The sequence below is a fragment of the Flavobacterium collinsii genome (assembly GCF_946903285.1).
Taxonomy (GTDB): domain Bacteria; phylum Bacteroidota; class Bacteroidia; order Flavobacteriales; family Flavobacteriaceae; genus Flavobacterium; species Flavobacterium collinsii.
Map to the genome: position 1 here is coordinate 4,926,365 of NZ_OX336425.1, position 26,388 is coordinate 4,952,752.

The following is a 26,388-nucleotide window of genomic DNA, read 5'->3' on the forward strand; positions in this document are numbered from 1 at the left end:
ATAAATATTTGATAGGGGTATAATTATAATTCGAAACTGGAAATTGTATGAAAATTATCTACTTCAGTATTTTTCTCTCCTTTATAGGAATCAAAATTTACTACTAATAATTTTCCTTTATAAATTATAGGTTCACAAGGGTTGTCTAATAAACCGTCAGAACCGTCGGCATTACCATTTTCCCAAAGAAGACTCAATGTGTTTTTATTTAAATCCAATACATGTACACTATTGTTGTCATAATTAGCTATATATATACTATTTGTTTTTTCGTAGTAATACAGGCCATCACAACATTTTAACTTATCAGAGTCTACTATTATTTTTTGAGATTTTACTTTACCGTCTGGTGAGAATTCAATTTTAGAAATTACGCCGTCACCAAAATTACCTGCATATAAATCTCCTTTTTTATCAAATGCAATTCCATCTACACCTAATGCCCATTCTTTTGCTTCCGGTTTTAAAGTAAATTTGCAAATTAAATATGGGGCGTTATCAGTCGGTTTTAGCTGTATTAAACCTTTGTTTAACTCTTCCATTTTAAAACTGTAAATACCACTTTGCTTTTTTACATCTAAGGCAGAATCGCTTATATAAATTCGATCTTTATGCCATCTGATGGCATTGGCAAAATTTAATCCCTGAACTAATACTTCGGTACGAATTGGTTTTCCATTTTCAACAATAACCCTGAGTAATCTTGATTGATGCTCTTTATTAGCAAAATTTTGGTTATCGGCAATGTAAAGATTCCCATCCGGACCAAATTCCATTCCCATAGGATGCACTCTGTTTGTAAGAGGATGTAGAGGAAGATTATCCAACCAGGTGACCGGTTGATTTAAATTGTTAAAAACACATATTTTACTTCCATATTTTTCAAAAGTAGATCCATTGGGAACAGATAGGTATAAGTTTCCCTTTTTGTCAATAGCCATCGCATCCGGGGTACCAAAAGTATCTCCTAAATTTGAAAAAAGAGTAGGTCTTTTTAATGCTGCAGTCTCATTAATAACAATAGCATCCTTCGTTTTCTGAGATATACCTAAAAAAGGATGTAACAGTAGAATACATAATAGAACTTTTATGGAGTGTGCTTTCATATTTTATTATTTTGTTTTATTTATTTTAAGCGTAAATTCTATATAAGGTTTTTTATAACTTTTAGATATTCCGTTCAGGATATTTACCTTCTTGGGCAAATTACTTCCGGTATCCTTAATCCATTTGAATTAAAAGAACATCAATAAAAAATCATATATAAAACTTTTCAATTTCAACATTACTTTTATCTTGATCAACATCAGCACCATACGCTACATCAATGTTTTCAATTAAAACTGCCAGATCTTCTAACGTTCTGTTTTTGAACAAATCATTAATAGTAATTTTAACTTCAAATTCGTTATGTATAAGACTAATTAATCTTGTGGCACTTAAACTATTCCCTCCTAATTCAAATAAATTATCTGTAGCCCCTATTTTCTGAATTCCTAAAACTTCCTGCCATATTAAAACCAGCTTGTTCTCGACCTCATTTCTTGGAGCCACATACTCATTTCTCATAATATCATCTCCGGATATGCCAGGTAAAACTTTTCTGTCCACCTTTCCGTTTGGAGTTAATGGTAACTTTTCCAATTCTACATAAAAACCTGGAACCATATAATCTGGTAACTTTTCTTGTAAAAACTTCTTCAGTCCAGTTTTATCCACATTTGTACTCGATACTAAATAGGCAATCAATACTTTCTCCTGATTTACTTCTTTTGACTCAACAATTACTTGCTTTAAATTCTCTGAATACAGTAATATCGCATTCTCTATCTCACCAAGTTCGATTCTGTAACCTCGTATCTTAACCTGATGGTCTTTCCTACCCAAAAATTCAATGTTACCATCCGGCAACCACCTGCCCAAATCTCCCGTGTCATACATTCGTTCTCCGGCTGCAAAAGGATTCGAGATAAACTTTTCATTTGTAAGTTCTGGTTTGCCAAAATACCCCCGCGCTACTCCTGCCCCTGATACGTAAATTTTCCCTGCTACTCCCGCGGGAACTAAATGAAAATCAGCATCTAAAATATAAACCTGTGTATTGGATATTGGTTTACCAATTGGAAAATTGATATAGGTTTGATGGAGCGCTTTATAACTTGTACTATATGTTGTATCTTCTGATGGTCCATATAAGTTTCTAACCTCTATTTTTTCTGTCTGAAGTTTTTCCACAATATCAGGAGGTACAATTTCTCCTGCCATATTGATAAAAACTACATTCTTTAAATCTATCTTATCTTCTAATAAACTTCTAACTACGGAAGGCACCGTATTTAATGCTACTTTGTTTTCCTCATTTATATGATCTTTTATTTCCAAGGCATTATGTAAAACCCTAATTTTCTTCCCTATTGCTAAGGTGTAAAAGATCTCATATATTGATAAATCAAAACAATATGATGTTGCCGCATACATGATTTCAAATTCGGACTGATCAAATTCTAATTTTGACCAATTAATCAGTGCAGCTGCATTTCCATGCTCTACCATCACTCCTTTTGGATTCCCTGTAGTACCAGATGTATAAATTACATAGGCTAAATCGTGTGGTTTGTTTATTTTTTCAGGATTCGCTTTCGAATATTCCTGCTGAACTTCTGTAAATACACCTAAAGCTTCTTCATCAATAACAATCTTGCTATTGCTATCCTTCTCGATGTAAGCAATCCTCTCCTGAGGATAATTAACATCTATTGGGACATAAGCCGCTCCCGATTTTAATATTCCCAAAATAACGATGAGCATCTTCTCGCTTCTATCAAGCTTTATACCGATCAAATCATCCGCTTCAACAGCATATCGATCTCTTAAATAAAAAGCCAACTGGTTTGCCTTTTCATTTAGCTCCTGATATGTTAGTTGTGTTTCTTCAAATACAACAGCAATATTATTTGGTGTGCCGGCAACCTGATCTTCAAATAAGTCTATTATTGTTTTATCTTTTGGATAAGCTACGGCTGTATCATTAAATCCAACCAACAACTCTTGCTCTTCTTCTTTGGTGAGGTAGTCAATCTCATGAATAGGCATTTCCGGCTGTTCCAGAGCTCCCGTAACAAGATTCTCAAAATGAGTAAACATTCTTTCTATCAAATAAGCATCGTAGATATCGGTATTGTATTCAATGGTAAGGTCTAATCCTTCTGTTTCTGCAAAGGTGAAACTCACATCAAATTGCGATGTTTTTCTGGAAAACTCATAATCACTTACCTGAAAATTGGCCAGTTCCTCATTATTAAGATTATTCAATTGTCCCTGGTTTTGTAAAACAACCAGAATATCAAATAAAGCGGTACGACTCGTGTCTCTTTTTAAGTTCAGTTTGCCCACCAATACATCAAAAGGATAACTCTGATATTCGTAAGCTCCCAATAAAGTCTCTTTTTGGGAGGCTGCAAGATCTGCAAAACTGGTCTCTTTTTTCAATTGAGTTCGTATGGCAAGCGTATTGAGATACAAACCTATTTGATGCTCCAGATCCGGATGTTCTCTTCCTGCTATTGGGGTTCCAATTATGATGTCGTCCTGACCTGTATATTTATGCAACAAAGCATTTATTCCTGCCATTAAACTCATAAACAAGGTAAGGTCCTGTTCTTTTGAGAATCTTTTTAATTTATCTAAAAATACTCTCGAAAACCGGTGTGTAAGACTATCACCATTATAAGTCTGAATTAATGGACGGGTTTTAAAACTTGGTAAATCCAATACCGGTAACTCGCCTGCAAATTGTTCAAGCCAATAATGTTCGGATGCCTGATATTGCTCCTGCTGTATTTCGTCATTGAGCCACACTGCATAGTCTTTATACTGAAGGCTTAATTCCGGTAAGGCTATTTCGGTGCCTTGCGTTAGTGCATTGTAGGTTTTCACAACCTCTGATATCAAGACTTCTATTGACCATCCGTCTCCAATAATATGATGAAGGGATAAGAAAAACACATGTTCTTCTTCTTTTAATTTGATTAAAGAAGCTCTGACAAGTGGTGCTTGTTCTAAATCGAAAGGCTCATTGTTTATTGCTTGTAAATAATCTGCAATGGCTTCTCCCTGATTTTCTCTTGCACTATAGTCCTGCTCTGCTATCGTAAAGTTGACTTGCTCTGTGGGTACGATGTATTGTCGAACATCTCCGGACTGATCTGTTTTGAAACTGGTTCTCAAAATTTCATGACGAGCGATCAATCGTTTAAACGATTCTTCAAATTTAGTCCCATCAACAACTCCGGTTAGTTTGACTGCCGCTGGCATATTATACGCCAGTGAACCGCCTTCCAACTGGCTCAAAATCCAAAGTCGGCTTTGCGAAGAGGTCAACGGATAAGATGCTGCTTCTGTTGCTGTGGGGATTGCTATAAAATTCTTCTCCTGTAATTCCTTACTCAAGCCTTCTATCGTTGGATTGGCAAAAAATACCTTAAAAGAGACTGTTTTTCCTAATTGCTTATGTGTACGGTTGATCACCTGAGCGATGATCAGACTATGTCCTCCTAACTCAAAGAAATTATCGGTTATCCCGATTTGCTCTATTCCTAAAACTTCCTGCCATATTAGAACCAAATTTTCTTCGGTTTTGTTTCTTGGACCTACATACTCTTTTCTTATGACATCTTCTACAGAGATACCAGGCAAGGCGTTTCTGTCTATTTTTCCGTTAGGGGTTAGTGGCAATTTCTCTAATTCAATATAAAAACCCGGAACCATGTAATCCGGCAATTTCTCTTGCAGAAAACTACGCAACTGCGCTTTTTCCAGATTTGCTGCCGAAACAAAGTAAGCAACCAATACTTTCTCCTGATTGTTTTCTTTTACTTCAACAACTACTTGTTTTAAATCTTCTGAGTACTGTAAAATGGTATTCTCGATCTCGCCAAGCTCAATTCTATAACCTCTGATTTTTACCTGATGGTCTTTTCTTCCTAAAAATTCAATGTTTCCGTCGGGTAGCCAACACGCTAAATCTCCCGTATCATACATACGCTTGCCTTCTATAAAAGGATTTGGTACAAACTTCTCTAAGGTAAGCTCAGGCTTGTTCAAATAACCTCTGGCAACACCTAAGCCCGAAACATACAACTTTCCTGAACCGCCAATAACAACTGGCTCTAAGTTATCGTCTAAAATATAAATCTGAGTGTTTGATATGGGGCGCCCAATTGGAATAACCAGATTTTTAAAATCATCTTTGGTTACCTTATAAATCGACACACAAACAGCACATTCTGTAGGTCCGTAGGCATTAAAATAATCAATTCCTGATTCTACAACCGTTATTGCTTTAGTCAGATTAGCAGATTCTCCAGCTGTAATGACACATCGTAATCCAGAGATATCATTTTCAGACAATAATCCTAAATAACTTGGAGGAAAAGTAACTACTGTCGATTTTGTTTCTTTTAAAAAACTTGTAAATTGATCTTTGTCTTTAATTATTTCTTCTGTAGGAATACATAATGTAGCACCACTATACAAACTCATCATAATTTCAGATATAGACGCGTCAAAGGCAACAGAAGCAAACCATACTACTTTATCCTTTTCCGTAATTTCAAAAGTCTCAATCTGATTTAATGACATATTTATATTACTGCCATGCTCAACCATTACCCCTTTAGGTTGACCGGTAGAGCCGGAAGTATAGATTAAATAGGCTAAATCATTGGACAAAATAGGTGCATTGATATTATTACTACTATTATCTTCAAAAATCAATGCTTTTAGATCTATTGTCTCACAATTAGCAATATCCAATACAACACCATCACTAATTAGTAATTTTAATCCACTATCTTTTATCAAATAATCTATTCTTTCCTGAGGATAATTTGTAGCTATCGGTAGATAAACCGCACCTAACTTTAATATTGCCAATAATGAAATGATTCCAATATCAGATTTAGGTAAAAACACACCAATTATATCTCCTTTATCAATGGAATGTTTAGTAGAAATATAATAGGCTAACTGATTTGCCTTTTCGTTTAGTTCCTTATAAGTTAATTTAGTTTCTTCAAATAGAACAGCAATATTATTTGGTGTATTTTCAACTTGTTCTTCAAATAAATCTACTATCGTTTTATCTTTCGGATAATCAACTTTTGTATCATTAAAATCTTTTAATAACTGCTGTTTTTCTTTTTCAGATAATAGTTCATAATCCGATAAGTCAGCTGTTATATTATCTTCTAAATTAACTATAAACTGTTTAAAATGCTTAACCAGATATTCAACAATTGTTTTCTTTACAAAACCTTCTAAATAAGAAACGTAAATTTCTATAGCATCTCCCTCATTTATTTTTATATCAAACAAAAGACCATTACAATCTAGCTTAGAATCGGAGTTAATATTTATAGAAAAATTAGAAAGAGTGCTTAAATCACTAAAACCTTCTTTTTCGGAGATAAAATTATTATCGTAATCCGAATATTTTAGCGAATCTAAAATTTCGATTCTTACTTTTTGAAGATATTCCTTAAATGGTGTTTTTAAATCTATAGGAAATGATAAAAGCAGGCAATTGGGGTGATTTCTATAATTTGAAACAACATAACCATCAAATTCACTAAGTAATCTCTTTAACAAAAAAGAAAAAATAGCACTTAGAACCGTAGCTTGAGCAATTAAATTATCATTTGCTAGCTTATTAAAGTAGTTTAGGTCCTCGGCCTTAATAGTAACACTGTGAGTACTATTTTGTTTATTATTTAATTCAAAAACTTTCTCTCTGTTTGATATTTTTTTTTTCCAATATCTTGAAACTAAACTAAAATTATTTGATACTGCATTCTTATCCATAAATTCTGTATTCCTATTTCTTGTTTAAAATCAGCATCCCAATGCACTTCAATACTTATAAAGTGCGTAGGACTTTTATACTATATCCCAAACAATATCTACAAAATCACTTTTTTTATTAAAGTTATTTTCAATATACTGGCATATAGATTTTTCACGAAAATAGAGGCAACATACGTCTAAAAATTACGGTGTTTTCTCATAAAAATTACGGACTTTGATGATTAAGTAGATAAACTGTTAGCAGAAAGTAAAATAACCATTAAGACAAAAAAATCATCTTAAAGATTTAGAAAATTGATGTTATAAAATATTGTTTTCTCAAGTTAAATTTGCAACCATAATTATGAAGAATGCAAAAAATTATGGCAATTAAGAAAACCCAAAAACAATAGAACTTTTACTAAAGCAAAACCTTCCCTTTTGTAGTCAATATTTGTAAATCTTGCTTATTTTGAAGAAACACAAAAAAAGGAATTTCGTAAGTAAAAATTCCCAAATTAAAAGAAACGCTCCCCAATACTATTCAGGATTAGAGAACAGCATATCTTTTTTTCGAAACTAAAGAGATTGAAAATATCAAAAAAAACAGAGTTCAAAGTATTACTTCTAATACTATTGGGGGTAAATATATCAGAAAATCTCCCCCTCTTCAGTATAAACATCTAGCCTGCATTGCGCTTAGGAGCTTGATTAAAGAAAACCAAGTAAGAATTTTAATTGTGGATTATTTCACTAAACATAAAACAATTAAATCAAAGGAAAAATAATTTAATAAACCATATCATTAAAGACATAGATAACACAATGAATATATTAGAAAAAATTTAACCTAAGGCCCTACTACCGCATTGTACTTAATTTGATTATTGAAGAATTCAATAAGCCATAATTACAACAATCCTAACTTTTTTGCTTTCTCGACCAGATCTTTATCGCTTCCTTTCCCTTTTAAAAGCTGATCTTTTATGTTTGCCTTTCTTTTTTCAATAGCACTCATAGAAAGAGGTATATAATTCGGAAGATTAACAGTTCTAACTCCCTGAGAAATTAAAATTAAAATTTGATTGTCATGATTATCCCAATTTATATTTTTTTTAAACAATTCCCTTTGAGACTTTATTATAGTACTACTTTTAAATATATCCCCATCAAGAATTTTTTTACAAATGCTCGGAAATAATTCAAAATTAATATCACTCTTTGCGATGAAACCTTCTGGTTTTATTCCTTTAATAATTTTGTCGACAGTTAGTGGTTCACTATGCATTGTAAGAAGAACTACTTTGCAGTTTTTAAATTTTTCCCTAATAAGCAACGCTAAATCAATACCACTATTAATATTTAGTTCCTTATAGGCAGGAAGACTAATGTCTAATAAAGCAAAATCAATACTCAAATTTTGTTTTAAATAAAATACTATCTTTTTATAAGCATCTTCACAATTATGACTCTTTATAAAATTCAGCTTACCGAAATCTAAATCACTATAAAACAACAAATTGACATAGCTATCAACTGTCATAGGGTGGTCATCAACAATCAAAATGTTTAGGTTCATAATTATTCCATCTAATTTACATCAAAACTAAATAAATATTACGGATATTCCGTACAATTCAGACAAATCTTAGATGTTTTTTTGTCATAAATATGATCAACTTAAAAATTTATTTATGAAAAGCAAATTATGTATTATAGGACTTGTCTTCGCTTCTTTATTAATTTATTCCTGCTCTAATGATGATAGTTACGAAGTTCAAGACGTCAAAAGTATTAATACCCGTATTCACCACCAGTCTAATATGAAAAATCTATTGAAAGAAAAAGTAATCGATTCAACTGCTGTAATTAATAAGATTGATAAAACTAATACAAAAGGAGAGCCAAGCAATCCTATACCGCCAAGGAAAGGTCATCACTAAATTACAATTCTTTAAAATAAGGACTAAGAAATTTTCTTCGGCAGTAAATTACTTAGTCCTCTTATATGTTAAGTCTATTACTTAAAAAAACTATATATTTGAAATTATTAAGTAAATGATTATAATTTGACCTCTTGTAACAGAATAATTTGCGTACTTCTAATTCTATTTTTTTCTTGTGAAAAACAGAATTCAAATCTTTATATAAAAAATACATCTGTTTCAATTGATAAAATTCATATTAATACTCTAAAAAAAGATAAAAAAGAGAAATACTTAGATTCAATTGCCAGTCTACTTAAATCTAAAACAAATGATTCCATTGTTAGAAATTTATACCTAAAACTTGCAACTGAATATTACTCTATTGACAATCTAAAAAAATCATTACATGTTAGTTTACAAGCTCTTAAACTTTCTAAAGAAGCCAAAGATAGTACCAGAATTCCATTGGCATTATTCTACATAGGAGACTGTTACAGAAATTCTAAAAGAGATAGCGCTTACTTTTATTTTTTACAAGCAGAAAAAATATACTCTAAGATTTCTGACTATGATAATGTAGGTAAAATGCTATTTAATAAAGCCTACGTTTTATTTTATGACGGAAACTATATCGAATGTGAAGTCGAAATTTCGAAAGCCTTACAATATTTAAAAAAATCTAAAAACCATCGCTTGGTTTATTCCTGTAACACTCTAATGGGGAATTGCTTGGAAAAATTGGTCAATTATGACGAAGCATTACGATATCATAAACTAGCTTTGAATAATTTAGAAAAAATGAAAGTTAACGATATAGATAAAGATGAAATCAACAATTACAATGTAACTTCCATCATTAATATTTCAAATTTATACGACTTAAAGGGAGAATTTTCAAAATCTGTACAAAACTTACAAGGGCTACTTTCCAGAGATTTGAAAAAAAAGTGGCCAAGACTATATGCAAATGTTCTGAGTAATTTAGCATATTCAAAGATGAGAAATGGGGACTACAAAAATGTTGAATCAATGTTCATTGAATCTCTAAAAATTGTAGATAGCATCGGCGTTGAATCAGATCTTTTATATAAGAAGATATACATTGGAGAATACTTTCTGACACAAAAAGATACTTTAAAGTCAATACAAAGTTTATTAGAAGCAAATTACATAGCAATAAAAATAAAAAACAGTAATGAAATTTTAACTTCTTTAAAATTACTCTCTAAAATAGATAAAAAGAATAGTTTGTCTTATACAAATAAGTATATCCAGATAAGTGATAGTATCAATAAAATCCAGAAAAATGCACATTATAAATACGCCAGGATCGCATATGAAACTTCAAGAATAGAAGACGAAAATAAAGTTCTTACCAAGAATAACTTATGGATCTTAATTATTTCACTTGGATCAATTTTATTACTTGCACTATTTTTTCTTTTGAGATATTTAAAATACAAAAACAAGGAATTACTCTTCTTAAGAAAGCAGCAAAAAGCTAATGAAGAGATCTATCTATTATTAACTGAACAGCATAAGAAAATAAATATTGCAAAAGAAAATGAAAAGGGAAAAATAGCTAAGGAATTACATGATGGTATAATGAATAAAATATATGGTGTCAGAATGAATTTAGGTTTTTTTAATTCCAAAACAGATTTGGCAATAATTGAAAAAAGAAAAGAATATATTTTTGAACTACAAAATATCGAAAATGAGATCAGAACCATATCTCATGATTTAAGCCGGGGATCTTTCTTAGAAGGGAATGATTTTAACGTATTATTAGAAGGTTTAATTGAAAATCAAAAAGACATTAGTACTACCAGTTTTAAATTTGCAAATGATGGCACTTTTGAATGGGAAATCATTCAAAATATATATAAAATAAACATATACCGTATCATTCAAGAAGCCATTTTAAATGTTAATAAATATTCGGATGCAGAAAATTGCGATGTAAAAATTGAGAAGAAAAATCACAATTTTATAAAACTGACTATTATTGATGACGGGAATGGATTTGATATCAAAAGTAAAAAAAATGGTATAGGATTAAGCAACATGCGAGAAAGAGTAATGTCATTAAAAGGTCAATTTAATATTGAATCAAAAATTGGTGAAGGAACAAAAATCGAAGTTACATTTACTTTTTAAAATATAATTCTAAAAAAAGCCTCAGAACCATGAATCAATACAAAATGTTGTGCCGTTGATAGAATTTATTTCTTTTTATTAACGATTACAGCTCTTCGTTTAAGAGATCATTTTATTACAGCTGATTTTTATAATTAGTATCCTCTTACGGTATAAATATTTGAAATGTTTAAAAAGGGCTGAAAGCCCAAAAGCATAAAAATAGTGCAACGCACTATAAATTAAGATAATCAATCATATTACCCAGAAGAGGTATAAGCAGTTATAAATAAAGCATAAGATCTTAATTAAAAGTTGCTAACTTTCAGAAATATCATAAAAATAGGACATGTGCTCTTTTGAGTTCTGCTTTCGCCCATGCAGGGCTTAAAGAAGTGCTCACCATTATTCATGGCACTTCGTGCCATGTTACTGCTAAAGCTCTTTCAGAGCAACAGATACCAAATACTTGTCTCTTATGGGGTAAGCTGCAAATTATTATTTTTTTTGCAATTAAGAAATTTTAGGAAAATGTAAATCTTTAAAAGATTGCCACTTTCATTCCTAAAGTCCTCTACGGTATAGAATACTCTTTATATCACTTCCCAACTTTCGAACCTGATCCGTTAATTACCAGTCAATCTTAAACTATTTTGGTAATAGAAATACAAATGCTTCGGCAGAATCTTTCAATGCTAAAATAAAAGCCTTTAGAAGTCAATTCAGAGGAGTGAGGAATATAGATTTTTTTCTTATTCAGATTATCTAATCTTTTTGCCTAATCCCCAACTTTTGAACCTGATCCGATAAAAGAACCGTTTCATGTTTTGATAAATGGTACAAAACAAAAAAACCACTCGATTTGAGTGGTTCCTTGTGAACACAGAAGGATTCGAACCTTCGACCGCCTGCTTAGAAGGCAGGTGCTCTATCCAGCTGAGCTATGCGTCCATTTTAGTTTTTATTTTAAAAAAAACTTCAATTAGCAGAGCCAATTGAAGTTTTCAGTACTCAGAGCGGGACTTGAACCCGCACGAACATTGCTGTTCACTGGATTTTAAGTCCAGCGTGTCTACCAATTTCACCATCCGAGCATTATGTGGTACCTCCAGGGATCGAACCAGGGACACATGGATTTTCAGTCCATTGCTCTACCATCTGAGCTAAGGTACCATTTCTACTTATTAATAAGTAAAATTAGAATAAAAAACCCCGTTTTGTTACGAACAGGGTTTTAAAAAGAAAGGCGACGACATACTCTCCCACATAACTGCAGTACCATCTGCGCAGGCGGGCTTAACTACTCTGTTCGGGATGGGAAGAGGTGAGCCCCGCCGCAATAACCACCTTAAGGTCATTGTTGGCGGTTGTTGGTTTATGGTTGTTGGTGTTTCCATCAACTACCAACCTTCAACTATCAACTGCAGCTTCGCTGCAAATATCTTAACATACTGAGATAAAGAAAAGTACTTTTATTTACTATTTTAGAAAGTTTCTCCCCGTCCGCCTTAACGGACGGGAAAAGGTGTACATAAGCTTACGGATTATTAGTACTACTCGACTATGACATTACTGCCTTTACATCTATAGCCTATCAACGTGGTCATCTTCCACGATCCTTAAAAGAAATCTCATCTTGTGGTGGGTTTCGCGCTTATATGCTTTCAGCGCTTATCCCTTCCAAACGTAGCTACTCTGCGGTGCCCCTGGCGGGACAACAGATACACTAGAGGTTTGTCCAATTCGGTCCTCTCGTACTAGAATCAGATCCACTCAAATTTCTAACGCCCACAGTAGATAGAGACCGAACTGTCTCACGACGTTCTGAACCCAGCTCGCGTGCCACTTTAATGGGCGAACAGCCCAACCCTTGGGACCTTCTCCAGCCCCAGGATGTGACGAGCCGACATCGAGGTGCCAAACCCCCCCGTCGATATGAGCTCTTGGGGGAGATCAGCCTGTTATCCCCGGCGTACCTTTTATCCTTTGAGCGATGGCCCTTCCATGCGGAACCACCGGATCACTATGCTCTACTTTCGTACCTGATCGACCTGTATGTCTCTCAGTCAAGCTCCCTTATGCCATTGCACTCTACGCACGGTTACCAAGCGTACTGAGGGAACCTTTAGAAGCCTCCGTTACTCTTTTGGAGGCGACCACCCCAGTCAAACTACCCACCAAGCAATGTCCCCCACATAGCGGGGTTAGGCCTCAGATAAACAAAGGGTTGTATTTCAACAATGACTCCACAACGCCTGGCGACGCCACTTCAAAGTCTCCAACCTATCCTACACATCATTTATCCAAGGTCAATACTAAGCTATAGTAAAGGTGCACAGGGTCTTTTCGTCCCACTGCGGGTAAACGGCATCTTCACCGTTACTACAATTTCACCGAGCTCATGGCTGAGACAGTGTCCAGATCGTTACACCATTCGTGCAGGTCGGAACTTACCCGACAAGGAATTTCGCTACCTTAGGACCGTTATAGTTACGGCCGCCGTTTACTGGGGCTTCAATTCAATGCTTCTCCGAAGATAACATCTCCTCTTAACCTTCCAGCACCGGGCAGGTGTCAGGCCCTATACTTCATCTTACGATTTTGCAGAGCCCTGTGTTTTTGATAAACAGTCGCCTGGACCTCTTCACTGCGGCCAGCTTGCGCTGGCGACCTTTCTCCCGAAGTTACAGGTCTATTTTGCCTAATTCCTTAGCCATGAATCTCTCGAGCACCTTAGGATTCTCTCCTCAACTACCTGTGTCGGTTTACGGTACTGGTACTAATTACCTGAAGTTTAGAGGTTTTTCTTGGAAGCCCTTAGGCGCACTATCTCTTTGTCCGAAGACTCCGAGTACTATCGTATTTCCCCAAGATCTGTGGATTTGCCTGCAGATCTTATAGGTAGGTACTTCAACGAACTATTCCGTCAGTTCGCGGCGCTTTCATCACTCCGTCACCCCATCACAGTAATTAGTAGTACGGGAATATTAACCCGTTAGCCATCGACTGTCCCTTTCGGGTTCGCCTTAGGACCAGACTAACCCACAGCTGATTAGCATAGCTGTGGAAACCTTAGTTTTTCGGTGTGCGGGTTTCTCGCCCGCATTATCGTTACTTATGCCTACATTTTCTTTTCTAACCAGTCCAGCATACCTGACGATACACCTTCAACCCTGTTAGAATGCTCCCCTACCACTTACAGTCAGACTGTAAATCCATAGCTTCGGTAATACACTTATGCCCGATTATTATCCATGCTCGTCCGCTCGACTAGTGAGCTGTTACGCACTCTTTAAATGAATGGCTGCTTCCAAGCCAACATCCTAGCTGTCTGGGCAGACAAACCTCGTTCTTTCAACTTAGCGTATATTTGGGGACCTTAGCTGATGGTCTGGGTTCTTTCCCTCTCGGACTTGGACCTTAGCACCCAAGCCCTCACTGCTGAGAAACATTATATAGCATTCGGAGTTTGTCAGGAATTGGTAGGCGGTGAAGCCCCCGCATCCAATCAGTAGCTCTACCTCTATATAACTTTACGCTCAGCGCTGCACCTAAATGCATTTCGGGGAGTACGAGCTATTTCCGAGTTTGATTGGCCTTTCACCCCTACCCACAGGTCATCCGAAGACTTTTCAACGTCAACCGGTTCGGTCCTCCACTGTGTGTTACCACAGCTTCAACCTGCCCATGGGTAGATCACACGGTTTCGCGTCTAACACTACTGACTAAAGCGCCCTATTCAGACTCGCTTTCGCTACGGATCCGTGGCTTAACCACTTAACCTTGCCAGCAACGTTAACTCGTAGGCTCATTATGCAAAAGGCACGCCGTCACCCCACGAAAGGGCTCCGACCGCTTGTAAGCGTATGGTTTCAGGATCTATTTCACTCCGTTATTCACGGTTCTTTTCACCTTTCCCTCACGGTACTGGTTCACTATCGGTCTCTCAGGAGTATTTAGCCTTAGCGGATGGTCCCGCCAAATTCAGACAGGGTTTCACGTGCCCCGCCCTACTCAGGATACCACTATCTATTATACTCGTTACCCATACGGGACTATCACCCTCTATGGTGTCACTTTCCAGTAACTTCCGGTTCCTTGTACATAAAATATCGTGGTCCTACAACCCCAATCATGCCGTAACATCATTGGTTTGGGCTAATCCGCGTTCGCTCGCCACTACTTACGGAATCACTTTTTTTTCTTCTCCTCCGCCTACTTAGATGTTTCAGTTCAGCGGGTTTGCCCACCTATCGGTGTACTATGTCTTCAACATAGTGGGTTGCCCCATTCAGGTATCTACGGATCAATCGGTGTGTGCCCGTCCCCGTAGCTTTTCGCAGCTTATCACGCCTTTCATCGCCTCTGAGAGCCTAGGCATCCCCCATACGCCCTTATTTTGCTTATTGTACCAATCTTAAAATTAATTAAGACCGTTTTTTTTTGTCTTTTACAATAAAATTGTAAAAAACGCTTTCTACTTTTTATTATTTTCTTATCTCAATATGTCAATGAACTTTATTAGCTGTAGGCTTTAAGCGATACGCTTTAAGCTTTCTTAGCTTACCGCCTAAAGCTTATAGCTTTCGGCTTTGTGGAGAATAACGGAGTCGAACCGTTGACCTCCTGCGTGCAAGGCAGGCGCTCTAGCCAGCTGAGCTAATCCCCCATTTTTAAATGATGAGTTATGAATTATGAGTTATGAATTCTCTCATAAACGCTCAACTTCTAAAATTTCCTTTATCTTAAGTATTTCAGTTTTTTTTAGTTTGTTGTTTTTTTATTATAACTTATAATTCATAATTTATAACTCTAAACTCTAAAAAAGTAGTCCCGGGCAGACTCGAACTGCCGACCCCTACATTATCAGTGTAGTACTCTAACCAGCTGAGCTACGAGACTCTGTTTACTTAATTTTCATTATTTTTTAAATTAACAGCAAGAGTAAGTGAATGTTGTGATTCAGAACCTTCTAAATTAACATCTTTTTTCCTCAACGTGTATTACTACTAACATTTGAGGCTCTAGAAAGGAGGTGTTCCAGCCGCACCTTCCGGTACGGCTACCTTGTTACGACTTAGCCCTAGTTACCAGTTTTACCCTAGGCAGCTCCTTGCGGTCACCGACTTCAGGCACCCCCAGCTTCCATGGCTTGACGGGCGGTGTGTACAAGGCCCGGGAACGTATTCACCGGATCATGGCTGATATCCGATTACTAGCGATTCCAGCTTCACGGAGTCGAGTTGCAGACTCCGATCCGAACTGTGACCGGTTTTATAGATTCGCTCCTGGTCGCCCAGTGGCTGCTCTCTGTACCGGCCATTGTAGCACGTGTGTAGCCCAAGGCGTAAGGGCCGTGATGATTTGACGTCATCCCCACCTTCCTCACAGTTTGCACTGGCAGTCTTGTTAGAGTTCCCGACATGACTCGCTGGCAACTAACAACAGGGGTTGCGCTCGTTATAGGACTTAACCTGACACCTCACGGCACGAGCTGACGACAACCATGCAGCACCTTGTAAATTGTCTTGCGAAAGATCTGTTTCCAAACCGGTCAATCTACATTTAAGCCTTGGTAAGGTTCCTCGCGTATCATCGAATTAAACCACATGCTCCACCGCTTGTGCGGGCCCCCGTCAATTCCTTTGAGTTTCATTCTTGCGAACGTACTCCCCAGGTGGGATACTTATCACTTTCGCTTAGCCACTGAAATTGCTTCCAACAGCTAGTATCCATCGTTTACGGCGTGGACTACCAGGGTATCTAATCCTGTTCGCTACCCACGCTTTCGTCCATCAGCGTCAATCCATTAGTAGTAACCTGCCTTCGCAATTGGTATTCCATGTAATCTCTAAGCATTTCACCGCTACACTACATATTCTAGTTACTTCCTAATAATTCAAGTTTAACAGTATCAATGGCCGTTCCACCGTTGAGCGATGGGCTTTCACCACTGACTTATTAAACCGCCTACGGACCCTTTAAACCCAATGATTCCGGATAACGCTTGGATCCTCCGTATTACCGCGGCTGCTGGCACGGAGTTAGCCGATCCTTATTCTTACGATACCGTCAAGCTGCTTCACGAAGCAGTGTTTCTTCTCGTATAAAAGCAGTTTACAATCCATAGGACCGTCATCCTGCACGCGGCATGGCTGGATCAGGCTTGCGCCCATTGTCCAATATTCCTCACTGCTGCCTCCCGTAGGAGTCTGGTCCGTGTCTCAGTACCAGTGTGGGGGATCTCCCTCTCAGGACCCCTACCCATCGTAGCCTTGGTAAGCCGTTACCTTACCAACTAGCTAATGGGACGCATGCTCATCTTTTACCGTTGTGACTTTAATAGTAGAATCATGCGATTCAGCTATACTATGAGGTATTAATCCAAATTTCTCTGGGCTATCCCTCTGTAAAAGGTAGATTGCATACGCGTTACGCACCCGTGCGCCGGTCTCTGCTTCCGAAGAAGCATACCCCTCGACTTGCATGTGTTAAGCCTGCCGCTAGCGTTCATCCTGAGCCAGGATCAAACTCTTCATCGTATATTTTTTATATTATATTGCGATGCTTTATCTATCGGTTCTATTCGAATCTCTCGATTCATTTACTCTTATTCTTTTGCTTTAACATCTCTGTTAAAACGGCTGTCAATTCAATATGTCTACGAACGTGTTTCTTTTTATTGTTTCGCTTGTTTCTCAAAGCGGGTGCAAAAGTAGAAAACTTATTTCTAAATGGCAAGAGATTTTTGAAGTTTTTTTTTAAGAAAATTTCTTTCCTTTTTTCCTTCTCTCCTTACCAGTCTTTCAATGAGCTTCCCGTGTTTTACCTCACTTAACTTCTATTTTTAAAAGTGTTCGGTGAACTTCGTTTGCGGGGTGCAAATGTAATATCCATTTTCAAATCTCACAAGCTTTTTCGAATCTTTTTTTGAAAATTTCTTTTCGTTTTAATTCCTTTGCTTGTCAGTATTTCAGTGAACGTCTATCGCTGTTGCGGGTGCAAAAGTAGTCACTTTATTGAGTTCTACAAGCTTTTCATCCAACTATTTTGAATCTTTTTTCAAACTTTATCTTAACACTCTGATAACACCCCTTTTACAAATTAAACTATTTTCAGGTTTGAAAGGTTTTTCTTTAGTGAATTAGATTCAATACTACAGCTTCCTTTGAAACACCCCTATTTTACTAGTCTCGCAAAGACACTAAGACGCCAAGTTTTTATTTTATGACCGATCTTTCCTCTGAAAACCCATCCCCTAGCCCTGATAGAAGTGGAAATCCTTTTGCTTTTTCCTTTAAAAAGCAAAAGATTGAAACGAATAGCGGGAGAAAGCTCCTAAATACTCAAATTCCAAATTCCAAATTCCAAATTCCAAATTCCAAACCTCAAAGCTACGACTTCACTTTGCTTGATAAAATCACTCCTTATATATAGGAACAGAAACAACAAACCCGACAGATCTTAAACCTGCCGGGTTGGTACTATATATAAGTAGGTATTTAATTTAAACTATCTACAACTTCTTTTGTAATACGACTACATGCGAGTATCATTGTTTTTGCAAATAAAGATAATCGGTAGTAGTACTCACATCACGTAATCGAATTTGAGAATTATTAAACTCAAACAGCTTCCAGTTACGATTCAATTTACTTAGCGGTTCTGAATTAAATTCTATTTTAACTTCTCTAACCCCATTCTGCGATGTACTTTCCCATTGACCTGTTTGTGATACCGCTCCTTTAGTAGCAACTACAGATTTATCACTTTTAAAAACAAATAAATAATCAATATAAGCAGATGTCTTTTCTGAGTCATCAAAAAAATAAGGTATCCCCCAAGCCCCCTTTGTTATCGTTTGTAAAAAATCAAGTGTTACAATATTATTTTCAGGAGCATTGTCAATCGCGTATTTAATAGCATTTTCGAATTCTAAATTATTAGAAATCGATTTTGTTTGATTATTGTAATCCGCTATCGAAATTGGATATTTTAATGAAATATACTGATTGCTATTCAAATTTTTTATAAAATTAAAAAAGGCCTGATCGCTAACAATCGAAACAGAACTTGCAATTTGATTAGCGCTGTTATAACTATTAATCGTTATAGGGTAATTAATGTTTAGTCCATTAATTTTGGATAACAAATCAGGATGAAGATTCCAGTAGTCGATTAAAGCATTGAAGTCAGACTCAGCCGGAATGTTTTTTTCAATATAATTATAATACACCATCATTACAGGAAAATCTATTTTTACAATATCATCATCGTATGTACTTGCATTTATATTATCTATTACTTTTTTATAATCGGCAGTAGTATTTATTGCAATTTTTGCATTATTAACAGTGACAGTATAAGGAAGTTTAATTGTGCAATAACTAGACCTGTCGATTACATTATCCTGCACGGTTTGAACCATTGCAACCCTTTGCAAATAAGTAGTAAGAGGCGAAACATTTGTAACTGTTCCCTGCGCATTATTATCTTTCTCATCTATTTCGCTTTGACAAGACAGCAAGAACAAGAAAACCACTATTGATAAATATTTTTTCAAGGGGAACATATTTATATTTTTACAAAGGTAACAAAATTAAAGAAACTGTTTTTCAATAAATCCTCATCAAGGTCTTTCGTTTGATTCTACAAAACATTAATTATCAACCAAAAACAACACTTCCTGTTTGTATAAAACAATCGGCTTTGCTTTTACCCTACTTAAACCAAAAACAAATACTTTTGCAAGGTAACAACTGAAAAACCAAATGTCACAAAAAAACCAATCAAATACTTGCAACGAAATAATCTTCTCGACTTTTTTTAAAAGTCAGGTAAAAGCACTTCGCAATTTTCTTTTTTACAAATTTGGCAATATCGATCAGGCGGAAGATTTAGCACAGGAAGCATTTGTAAAACTTTGGCAAAATTGTGCTTCAGTGCCTCTTGAAAAAGCAAAATCATACCTCTATACGATTGCGAATAACAGCAGTCTCAACGCAATTACGCATCAAAAAGTTGTTTTGAGGTACGAGAAAAACTTCACTGGCCTAGATAAAACAAATGAAAATCCGGAATATATTCTGGAGGAGAAACAATTTCAAACTAAACTTTTGAAAGCCATTGAAAATTTAAACGAAAAACAACGCGTCGCTTTTCTGATGCATCGAATTGACGGGAAAAAGTACAGCGAAATTGCCTTAGCCCTAAATATTAGCGTGAAGGCCGTTGAAAAGCGTATTCATCTTGCTTTGCTAAGCTTACGCAAAGAAATTGATTTATAGAAGTAGGGTAAATTTAGATTCAATTGTTTTAACAACATAATACCAGTATAATGAAAAAAAATCGCTTATTAGCAAAATGGCTTAACAATGATTTATCTCAGGATGAATTAGCTGAATTTGAAGCAAGTCCCGATTTTGAAAAATACCAAAAAATAAAGAATTATACTGATCACTTGGAAGTAGATGATTTAGATGAAAATAGGATGTTATCTAACATCCTCAATCAGAAAAAAGAGACTCTAAAAGTAATTCCTGTATACAAAAAATGGATCTTTAGAGCTGCCGCTGTATTTGTGTTAGCTCTCGGAATTACGTTTGTTATGAAACTTTTTGTCCCACAGACTCAAACCGCAAGTTTTGGAGAGAAAACCTCTTTTTCATTGCCTGATAACTCTGAAGTTGTTCTAAACTCCGGTTCTGAAATAAGTTACAAAAAATGGAACTGGGCCAATAACAGGCACCTTGAATTAAAAGGAGAAGCCTATTTTAAAGTTGCCAAAGGCCAACGATTTGAAGTACAGACCAACCTGGGAAAAGTATCAGTTCTCGGAACTCAATTTAACGTTAAGATTAGAAAAAACAAGTTTGATGTCGTTTGTTATGAAGGACGTGTAAAAGTGAATTATGCAAACACTCAAATTCTACTAACCCACGGACAAAGCGTTAATTTTGAAAACGGCAAACAAATAAAATTGAACGTAAAATCAATGAAACCAGAGTGGATTGACAATCAAATATCTTTTTACCAGGAAAATATCAGAGCGATATTAGACGAGGTTGAAAGGCAATATAACATTACAATTGAATTGAACACAAAGGACACGGTCTCTTTATTTACCGGAAAATTACCTGCGAAGGATTTAAACACAGCCATACAAATTATCAGTACAACCTATCATTTAGAGACTAAAAAAGTCTCCAACAATAAAATAATTTTTGACGAAAAATAAATGTCTCTCCCCAAACAATTTCATTTTTTGTTTTTTATATTTTTTCTTGTCCTGAACGGCTTCGCTCAAGACAAAGAAAAACCTGTGCCTTTTAAAAAAATTATTGCAGCTATAGAAAAACAACATCATGTAAGTTTTAATTACACGGAAGACAATATTACCGGCCTACAACTAAATCCCCCAAAAAAAACTCTTACTTTAGATCAGAAACTACAATACCTTAAAGAAAAAACCAATCTGTCATTTGAAAATATCGAAAACCAATTCATTAATATTTATAAAAATGATATTGAATCGCAAATAATTTGTGGTTATGTTTTTTCTACTGATCATAAAAAACCTATTGAAAACGCCAATATTAATCTGCCTAACAAAACTCAAACTACAACTGATCCTAATGGTTACTTTGAGTTTAAAAAAGACCAGAAAAATACATTTCTAATCAGTCATATTGGTTTTATAACCAAAAAAATTGTAGTCAATAATTCCCCTTCCAAAAACTGCCTGCAAATCACATTAGAGCCTGAGATCACAGAACTTCAAGAAATTAAAGCCAGTGCTATTTTAGCCTCGGGGATTTCAAAAAGCACAGATGGATCCTTTGAGATTAAACCTAAAAAATTTGGTATTCTACCGGGACTTATAGAACCTGATGCTTTACAAACCATGCAGCAAATTCCAGGTGTAAACAGTCTTGACGAAAGTGTATCCAGTATCAATGTACGTGGTGGTACACACGATCAGAATTTATTTTTATGGAATGGAATACGAATGTTTCAAACTGGACATTTCTTTGGTTTAATATCCGTTTTTAATCCCAATTTGGCACATACCATTTCTATTTATAAAAACGGGAGCTCTGCCTTTTACGGCGAGAGTGTATCTAGCGTAGTAGCCATTTCCTCTACTCCTGAAACAACGGAAAAAAACACTTTTAGCGCAGGAATAAATATGATAAATGCCGATATTTATGCAAAGTACAATCTCTCAAAAAAGAGTTCTATCGAAATTTCGGCACGTAAATCGATTACCGATTTCGTAGAAACACCTACCTACAAAGAATATTTTAACAAAGTATTTCAAAATACTACGATCACAGACTTTTCAGACAAACAAAATATAGATTATCGCAGTGATAAAAAATTTGACTTTTATGATGGTACATTAAAATATGTGCACAAACTAGGCAATAAAGATCAAATCATACTTGACTTAATTACCATTAAAGATAACCTCGAAGTTTTTCAGAGCGCTACAGTATACAACATGAACAAATCGGAAAACAATGTTTTACGCCAACAAAATTATGGTGGAAATTTGTCATGGAAAAGAAACTGGAACAATTATAATACAACTAAAATCAATATTTACAATTCTGCTTACGAACTTTTAGCCAACCAAAAAACTACTTTTGGAGATCAGATCGTAATTCAGGAAAATACCGTCAATAATAACGGACTTAATCTGGAGAACAACCATATTATTAACTCTAAATTTACTTTTAGCGATGGTTATCAGTTCAATGAGATTGGTATTACTAATTTAGAACAAGTAACTAATCCTGATTTTTATCGCAAAGTAAAAAATGTGCTAAAAACCCATGCTTTAATTTTAGAAGGAAAATACAACGACACACTTTCCAAAATCTATTTTAAGGCAGGAATGCGCCTTAATTACATTGAAAAATTTAAAAAATACAGTATCGAGCCCCGCATTCAGTTTAATTACGGCATCAACAAAAGTTTAAATTTAGAATTACTGGCTGAGTTAAAAAGCCAAAATTCGCAGCAAATTATTGATTTGCAAAAAGATTATTTTGGGATCGAAAAAAGGCGCTGGATCGTTTCCAACAACACAACCATTCCTATTCAAAGGAGCAAACAAATATCTTTAAATTTATTTTACAAAAAGAACGACTGGTTACTGGATATAGAAAATTTCTATAAAAAAGTATCCGGAATTATAACATCCAGTCAAGGCTTTCAAAATCAATTGGAATTTGTTCGAATGACAGGCGACTATGAGGTTCTGGGAACAGAAATGTTGATTCAGAAAAAAATGAATCACTTTCTAACCTGGCTGAGTTATACCTATAACCATAATAATTATTATTTCTCCAATTTTGAACCTCCAAGTTTCCCTAACAATTTTGAGTTGATGCATACTGTATCGTGGGCGGGAATTTACGAAAAGAACAATTTCAAAATAGCGCTGGGTACAAAATGGTCGTCCGGCAGGCCAAAAACTTCTCCTGATCTTTCTCAAATTAATCTGTCAGATCCTGTATTGGTGTACAACAAACCCAACAATACCAATGTCCATATTTTTTCTCAAGTTAATATTTCCTCTACTTACAAGTGGGAAAGCGCAAATGGAATTCAATACAAATTAGGTTTGTCTATTTTGAATATCCTAAACAGAAAAAATGAAATCAGCGAGTATTACAGAGTAAGTTCTTTAACAAATTCTATAGAAGAAGTTGAAACTTTCTCGCTGCAAAGAACTCCAAACATGAGCTTTAGAGTTTCCTTTTAACCTTATTCAACAAGGCTACCAAAAATTACTTTTCTTTTTTTTAATAAAATAACAATTCTTTGGTAGGGTAAGCTTTATCAAAGCTGTTTTACTATTGAATCTTATCAAAAAAAGTAAAAGTGACTCTATTAAAAGACTTAATCCAATCCCAACCGGCATATTTTTTCTACGATAGTTCGTAGTCATCAAATTTACTGCACGAAGTGCCTGTTAGAAGCAAATACTTATTGCTGCTACCACAATTAACATTTTACTGAATATGCAACACATATTCCCCACTTCATATTAACTAAATTAAAAATAATGAAATCAAAACAACTTAAACTGGCTTTTGCTACCATTGCAGCAACAATATTTTTTACAAGCTGTAGCAATGATAAGGATAGCAATACTGTTACTCCGGAAGCAAAAAAAGAAATCACACTTTCAACAAGTACCACATTAGGCTCTTATCTTTCTGATAAAGATGGCAAATCATTATACTTTTTCGCAACAGATGCAAAGGGACAAGCCTCGTGCACAGGTGGATGTGAAGCCGTGTGGCCTCCATTTTATGTAGATAATTTAACCGCTGAAAAATTAAGCACAGGATTGACACTCTCTGATTTTGCATCCATAACTACCACATCGGGTAAAAAGCAACTGACTTACAAAGGATGGCCATTGTATTATTATGCACCAAATATAAATGGAACGAATACACCGGAAACTGCCGGACAAACAACAGGAGATGGTGTTGGTGGTGTTTGGTTTATTGCAAAAGCAGACTATTCAATTATGGTAGTCAGAAGTCAGCTTCTAGGACATGACGGAAAAAACTACAAATCTGATTACACCGTTGGTGATGGCCTGACAACCTACTTTACAGATGCAAAAGGACTAACACTGTATACTTTTAAAAATGATAATTTCAAGAAAAATAATTTTACAAAAGCAGATTTCTCAAACAATGCGGTTTGGCCTATATACGAAACAGATAAAATAGTTGTCCCTTCCATTCTTGATAAATCTAAATTTTCTGTAATTACTGTATTTGGTAAATCTCAATTGGCTTACAACGGCTGGCCTTTATATTATTTTGGGCAAGATGCCAGCGTAAGAGGCTCCAATAAAGGAATTAGCTTTCCAAGCCCTGCCGTTTGGCCGGTACCTGTAAAAGACTCGCCACTTGCGATCTAAAGGGCATACTTTTTCAATCAAATTCACTTATAGGTTCACCTAACCTATTGTTGTTCAAATTAGTTCAATGTACTGTTGAGCTAATTTGAATCTTTATCATTTCCTCGACATTACAAAAACCTTAGGGTTTGAATGTTAGAATTTCATGCTCTGTATTTACGCTCGAATTTTAAAGAATCTCGTACCTCTTTTTTTAAGTAAGGTACGGTTATCTGCATCAAAGCTGTTTTACTACTGAACCCTATCAAAAAAAATAAAAAATGAACCCAAAAAGAATCGCATTTATAATTACAGCCTCGTTGGTATTGATTTCGGCGGGCCTCTATTTTTATTATGGTTTTGTCTTTAAGGAGGCACGCAATATAGAATCTGAAATACCTGAGTTTAGCATAACAACAACAAAATTGCTTGATGATTATAGCTCAAATACAGAAAAAGCAGATTCATTATATCTCAATAAAACGATAGAAATAACCGGAAAAGTAACCAAAGAAACCGATTCTGTTGTGATACTTGAAAACAACATTTTTTGCCTTTTTACCAAAAAAACAAAAGACCAATTATTGAACAACAAAGTAACCGTTAAAGGCAAATGCATTGGCTTTGATGAACTATTTCACGAAGTCAAACTAGACCAATGCACCATTAATAAATCAAACAATTAATCCATTTATGAAAAAATTTTTAGTCCCAATCTGCTTTTTCCTGGCCACCATAGCCTATTCGCAAGATGATTTACTAAACAGCCTTGATTCGACTCAGGTACAAGAAAACTTTTCTACTGCTACTTTTAAAGCCTTACAACTGGTAACCTTACAGACCACAAAAATGCCCGCGAAAAAAGAGTTCTATTTTGTAGTCTCTCATCGTTTTGGCAGCGTTAAAGACGGTTTTGATAGTTTTTTTGGTCTTGATAACGCCACTACAAAACTTGGTGGTATTTATGGGGTTACAGATTGGCTGTCTGTGAGTCTTTCCAGACATACATTGAATAAATTGTATGAAACAGGAGTTAAATACCGAATGATGAGACAAAGCAATAGCTTTCCTGTAGACATTGTTGGTTACAGTGTTTTGGATATCAATACATTTCTGGAAAAAGATCAATATCCAGGTTTAGAATTTAAGCACCGTACAACCTACGTACAACAATTGCTGATATCGAGAAAAGTTAACGAAAAACTATCGGTAGAACTAGTACCCTCATTTGTGCATAGAAACCTTTACAATCCAGACTTAGAAAGAGACAACCAGTTTTCTTTTGGAGGTGGCGGACGTTATAAAATCACAAAAAGATTATCTGTCAATTTAGAATATATGCACAATTTTAATAAACCCAATTTTTATGAAAATCCATTGTCAGTCGGTCTCGATGTTGAAACCGGAGGACATGTTTTTCAATTAATCTTTACCAATTCACAAGCCATGAGCGAAAGTGGATACCTAACCAATGCCGCCGGAAACTGGGGAAAAGGAGACTTCTTTTTCGGATTTAACTTATACAGAGTATTTTAATAACTATAAACA

At 35.3% G+C, this 26,388-nt stretch carries 13 protein-coding genes, 5 tRNA genes and 3 rRNA genes; 9 read left to right on the forward strand and 12 right to left on the reverse strand.

The window, feature by feature from the left end:
- Positions 1-23 precede the first annotated feature (23 nt).
- From OGZ34_RS19730 to OGZ34_RS19740, 3 genes are all read right to left on the reverse strand, one after another.
- Positions 24-1,106 (reverse strand): NHL repeat-containing protein, encoded by a 1,083-nt coding sequence (locus OGZ34_RS19730; protein ID WP_263361447.1) that lies wholly within the window; start codon positions 1,104-1,106, stop codon positions 24-26.
- Positions 1,107-1,257: 151 nt separating this feature from the next.
- Complete coding sequence (locus OGZ34_RS19735; RefSeq protein WP_263361448.1) at positions 1,258-6,861, reverse strand: non-ribosomal peptide synthetase; 5,604 nt, start codon at positions 6,859-6,861, stop codon at positions 1,258-1,260.
- Between the two features lie 892 nt (positions 6,862-7,753).
- Positions 7,754-8,422: a response regulator gene (locus OGZ34_RS19740; protein ID WP_173968499.1), complete on the reverse strand. Its 669-nt coding sequence runs from the start codon at positions 8,420-8,422 to the stop codon at positions 7,754-7,756.
- A gap of 115 nt (positions 8,423-8,537) precedes the next feature.
- Here OGZ34_RS19740 and OGZ34_RS19745 point away from each other — a divergent pair, with 115 nt between their 5' ends.
- The 3 genes from OGZ34_RS19745 to OGZ34_RS19755 all read left to right on the forward strand — a co-directional run bounded on the left by OGZ34_RS19745 (position 8,538) and on the right by OGZ34_RS19755 (position 11,679).
- Positions 8,538-8,786 carry a hypothetical protein gene (locus OGZ34_RS19745; protein ID WP_263361449.1) on the forward strand — a complete coding sequence of 83 codons (249 nt, stop codon included), beginning with the start codon at positions 8,538-8,540 and terminating at the stop codon, positions 8,784-8,786.
- A gap of 126 nt (positions 8,787-8,912) precedes the next feature.
- Entirely contained in the window at positions 8,913-10,931 is a 2,019-nt protein-coding gene (locus tag OGZ34_RS19750; RefSeq protein WP_263361450.1) for a tetratricopeptide repeat-containing sensor histidine kinase, read from the forward strand.
- Positions 10,932-11,550: 619 nt separating this feature from the next.
- Complete coding sequence (locus OGZ34_RS19755; protein WP_246253303.1) at positions 11,551-11,679, forward strand: transposase; 129 nt, start codon at positions 11,551-11,553, stop codon at positions 11,677-11,679.
- Between the two features lie 108 nt (positions 11,680-11,787).
- On the opposite strand, the gene OGZ34_RS19760 is transcribed toward OGZ34_RS19755, so the two are convergent.
- From OGZ34_RS19760 to OGZ34_RS19800, 9 genes are all read right to left on the reverse strand, one after another.
- Positions 11,788-11,861: transfer RNA gene (locus OGZ34_RS19760), tRNA-Arg, on the reverse strand.
- A gap of 57 nt (positions 11,862-11,918) precedes the next feature.
- Positions 11,919-12,004, reverse strand: a tRNA-Leu gene (locus OGZ34_RS19765).
- Positions 12,005-12,010: 6 nt separating this feature from the next.
- A tRNA-Phe gene (locus OGZ34_RS19770) sits at positions 12,011-12,083 on the reverse strand.
- A 68-nt stretch (positions 12,084-12,151) separates the two neighbouring features.
- Positions 12,152-12,261: ribosomal RNA gene (gene rrf / locus OGZ34_RS19775) — 5S ribosomal RNA — on the reverse strand.
- Positions 12,262-12,437: 176 nt separating this feature from the next.
- Positions 12,438-15,319 (reverse strand): 23S ribosomal RNA (locus tag OGZ34_RS19780).
- Positions 15,320-15,505: 186 nt separating this feature from the next.
- Positions 15,506-15,579 (reverse strand) — tRNA-Ala (locus OGZ34_RS19785).
- Between the two features lie 159 nt (positions 15,580-15,738).
- Positions 15,739-15,812, reverse strand: a tRNA-Ile gene (locus OGZ34_RS19790).
- A 126-nt stretch (positions 15,813-15,938) separates the two neighbouring features.
- Positions 15,939-17,452 (reverse strand): 16S ribosomal RNA (locus OGZ34_RS19795).
- Together the 16S, 23S and 5S rRNA genes with 5 tRNA genes alongside form the textbook arrangement of a ribosomal RNA operon.
- Before the next feature lie 1,010 nt (positions 17,453-18,462).
- The gene (locus OGZ34_RS19800; protein ID WP_263361451.1) at positions 18,463-19,482 is read right to left on the reverse strand and encodes a hypothetical protein; all 1,020 of its coding nucleotides are present in this window, start codon (positions 19,480-19,482) and stop codon (positions 18,463-18,465) included.
- Positions 19,483-19,681: 199 nt separating this feature from the next.
- On the opposite strand from OGZ34_RS19800, the gene OGZ34_RS19805 reads away from it, so the two are divergent.
- The 6 genes from OGZ34_RS19805 (at position 19,682) to OGZ34_RS19830 (ending at position 26,376) form a co-directional block, all read left to right on the forward strand.
- Positions 19,682-20,197 (forward strand): RNA polymerase sigma factor, encoded by a 516-nt coding sequence (locus OGZ34_RS19805; RefSeq protein WP_263361452.1) that lies wholly within the window; start codon positions 19,682-19,684, stop codon positions 20,195-20,197.
- Positions 20,198-20,247: 50 nt separating this feature from the next.
- On the forward strand, positions 20,248-21,147 hold the full coding sequence (locus OGZ34_RS19810) for a FecR family protein (protein WP_263361453.1): 900 nt from the start codon (positions 20,248-20,250) through the stop codon (positions 21,145-21,147).
- Positions 21,148-21,174: 27 nt separating this feature from the next.
- The gene (locus tag OGZ34_RS19815) at positions 21,175-23,682 is read left to right on the forward strand and encodes a TonB-dependent receptor (protein WP_263361454.1); all 2,508 of its coding nucleotides are present in this window, start codon (positions 21,175-21,177) and stop codon (positions 23,680-23,682) included.
- Between the two features lie 303 nt (positions 23,683-23,985).
- Positions 23,986-24,861, forward strand: coding sequence for a COG4315 family predicted lipoprotein (locus tag OGZ34_RS19820; protein ID WP_263361455.1), 876 nt, complete (start codon positions 23,986-23,988; stop codon positions 24,859-24,861).
- Between the two features lie 260 nt (positions 24,862-25,121).
- Positions 25,122-25,526 (forward strand): OB-fold putative lipoprotein, encoded by a 405-nt coding sequence (locus OGZ34_RS19825; protein WP_263361456.1) that lies wholly within the window; start codon positions 25,122-25,124, stop codon positions 25,524-25,526.
- A gap of 7 nt (positions 25,527-25,533) precedes the next feature.
- Positions 25,534-26,376, forward strand: coding sequence for a DUF5777 family beta-barrel protein (locus OGZ34_RS19830; protein ID WP_263361457.1), 843 nt, complete (start codon positions 25,534-25,536; stop codon positions 26,374-26,376).
- The last annotated feature ends 12 nt before the right edge of the window (positions 26,377-26,388 follow it).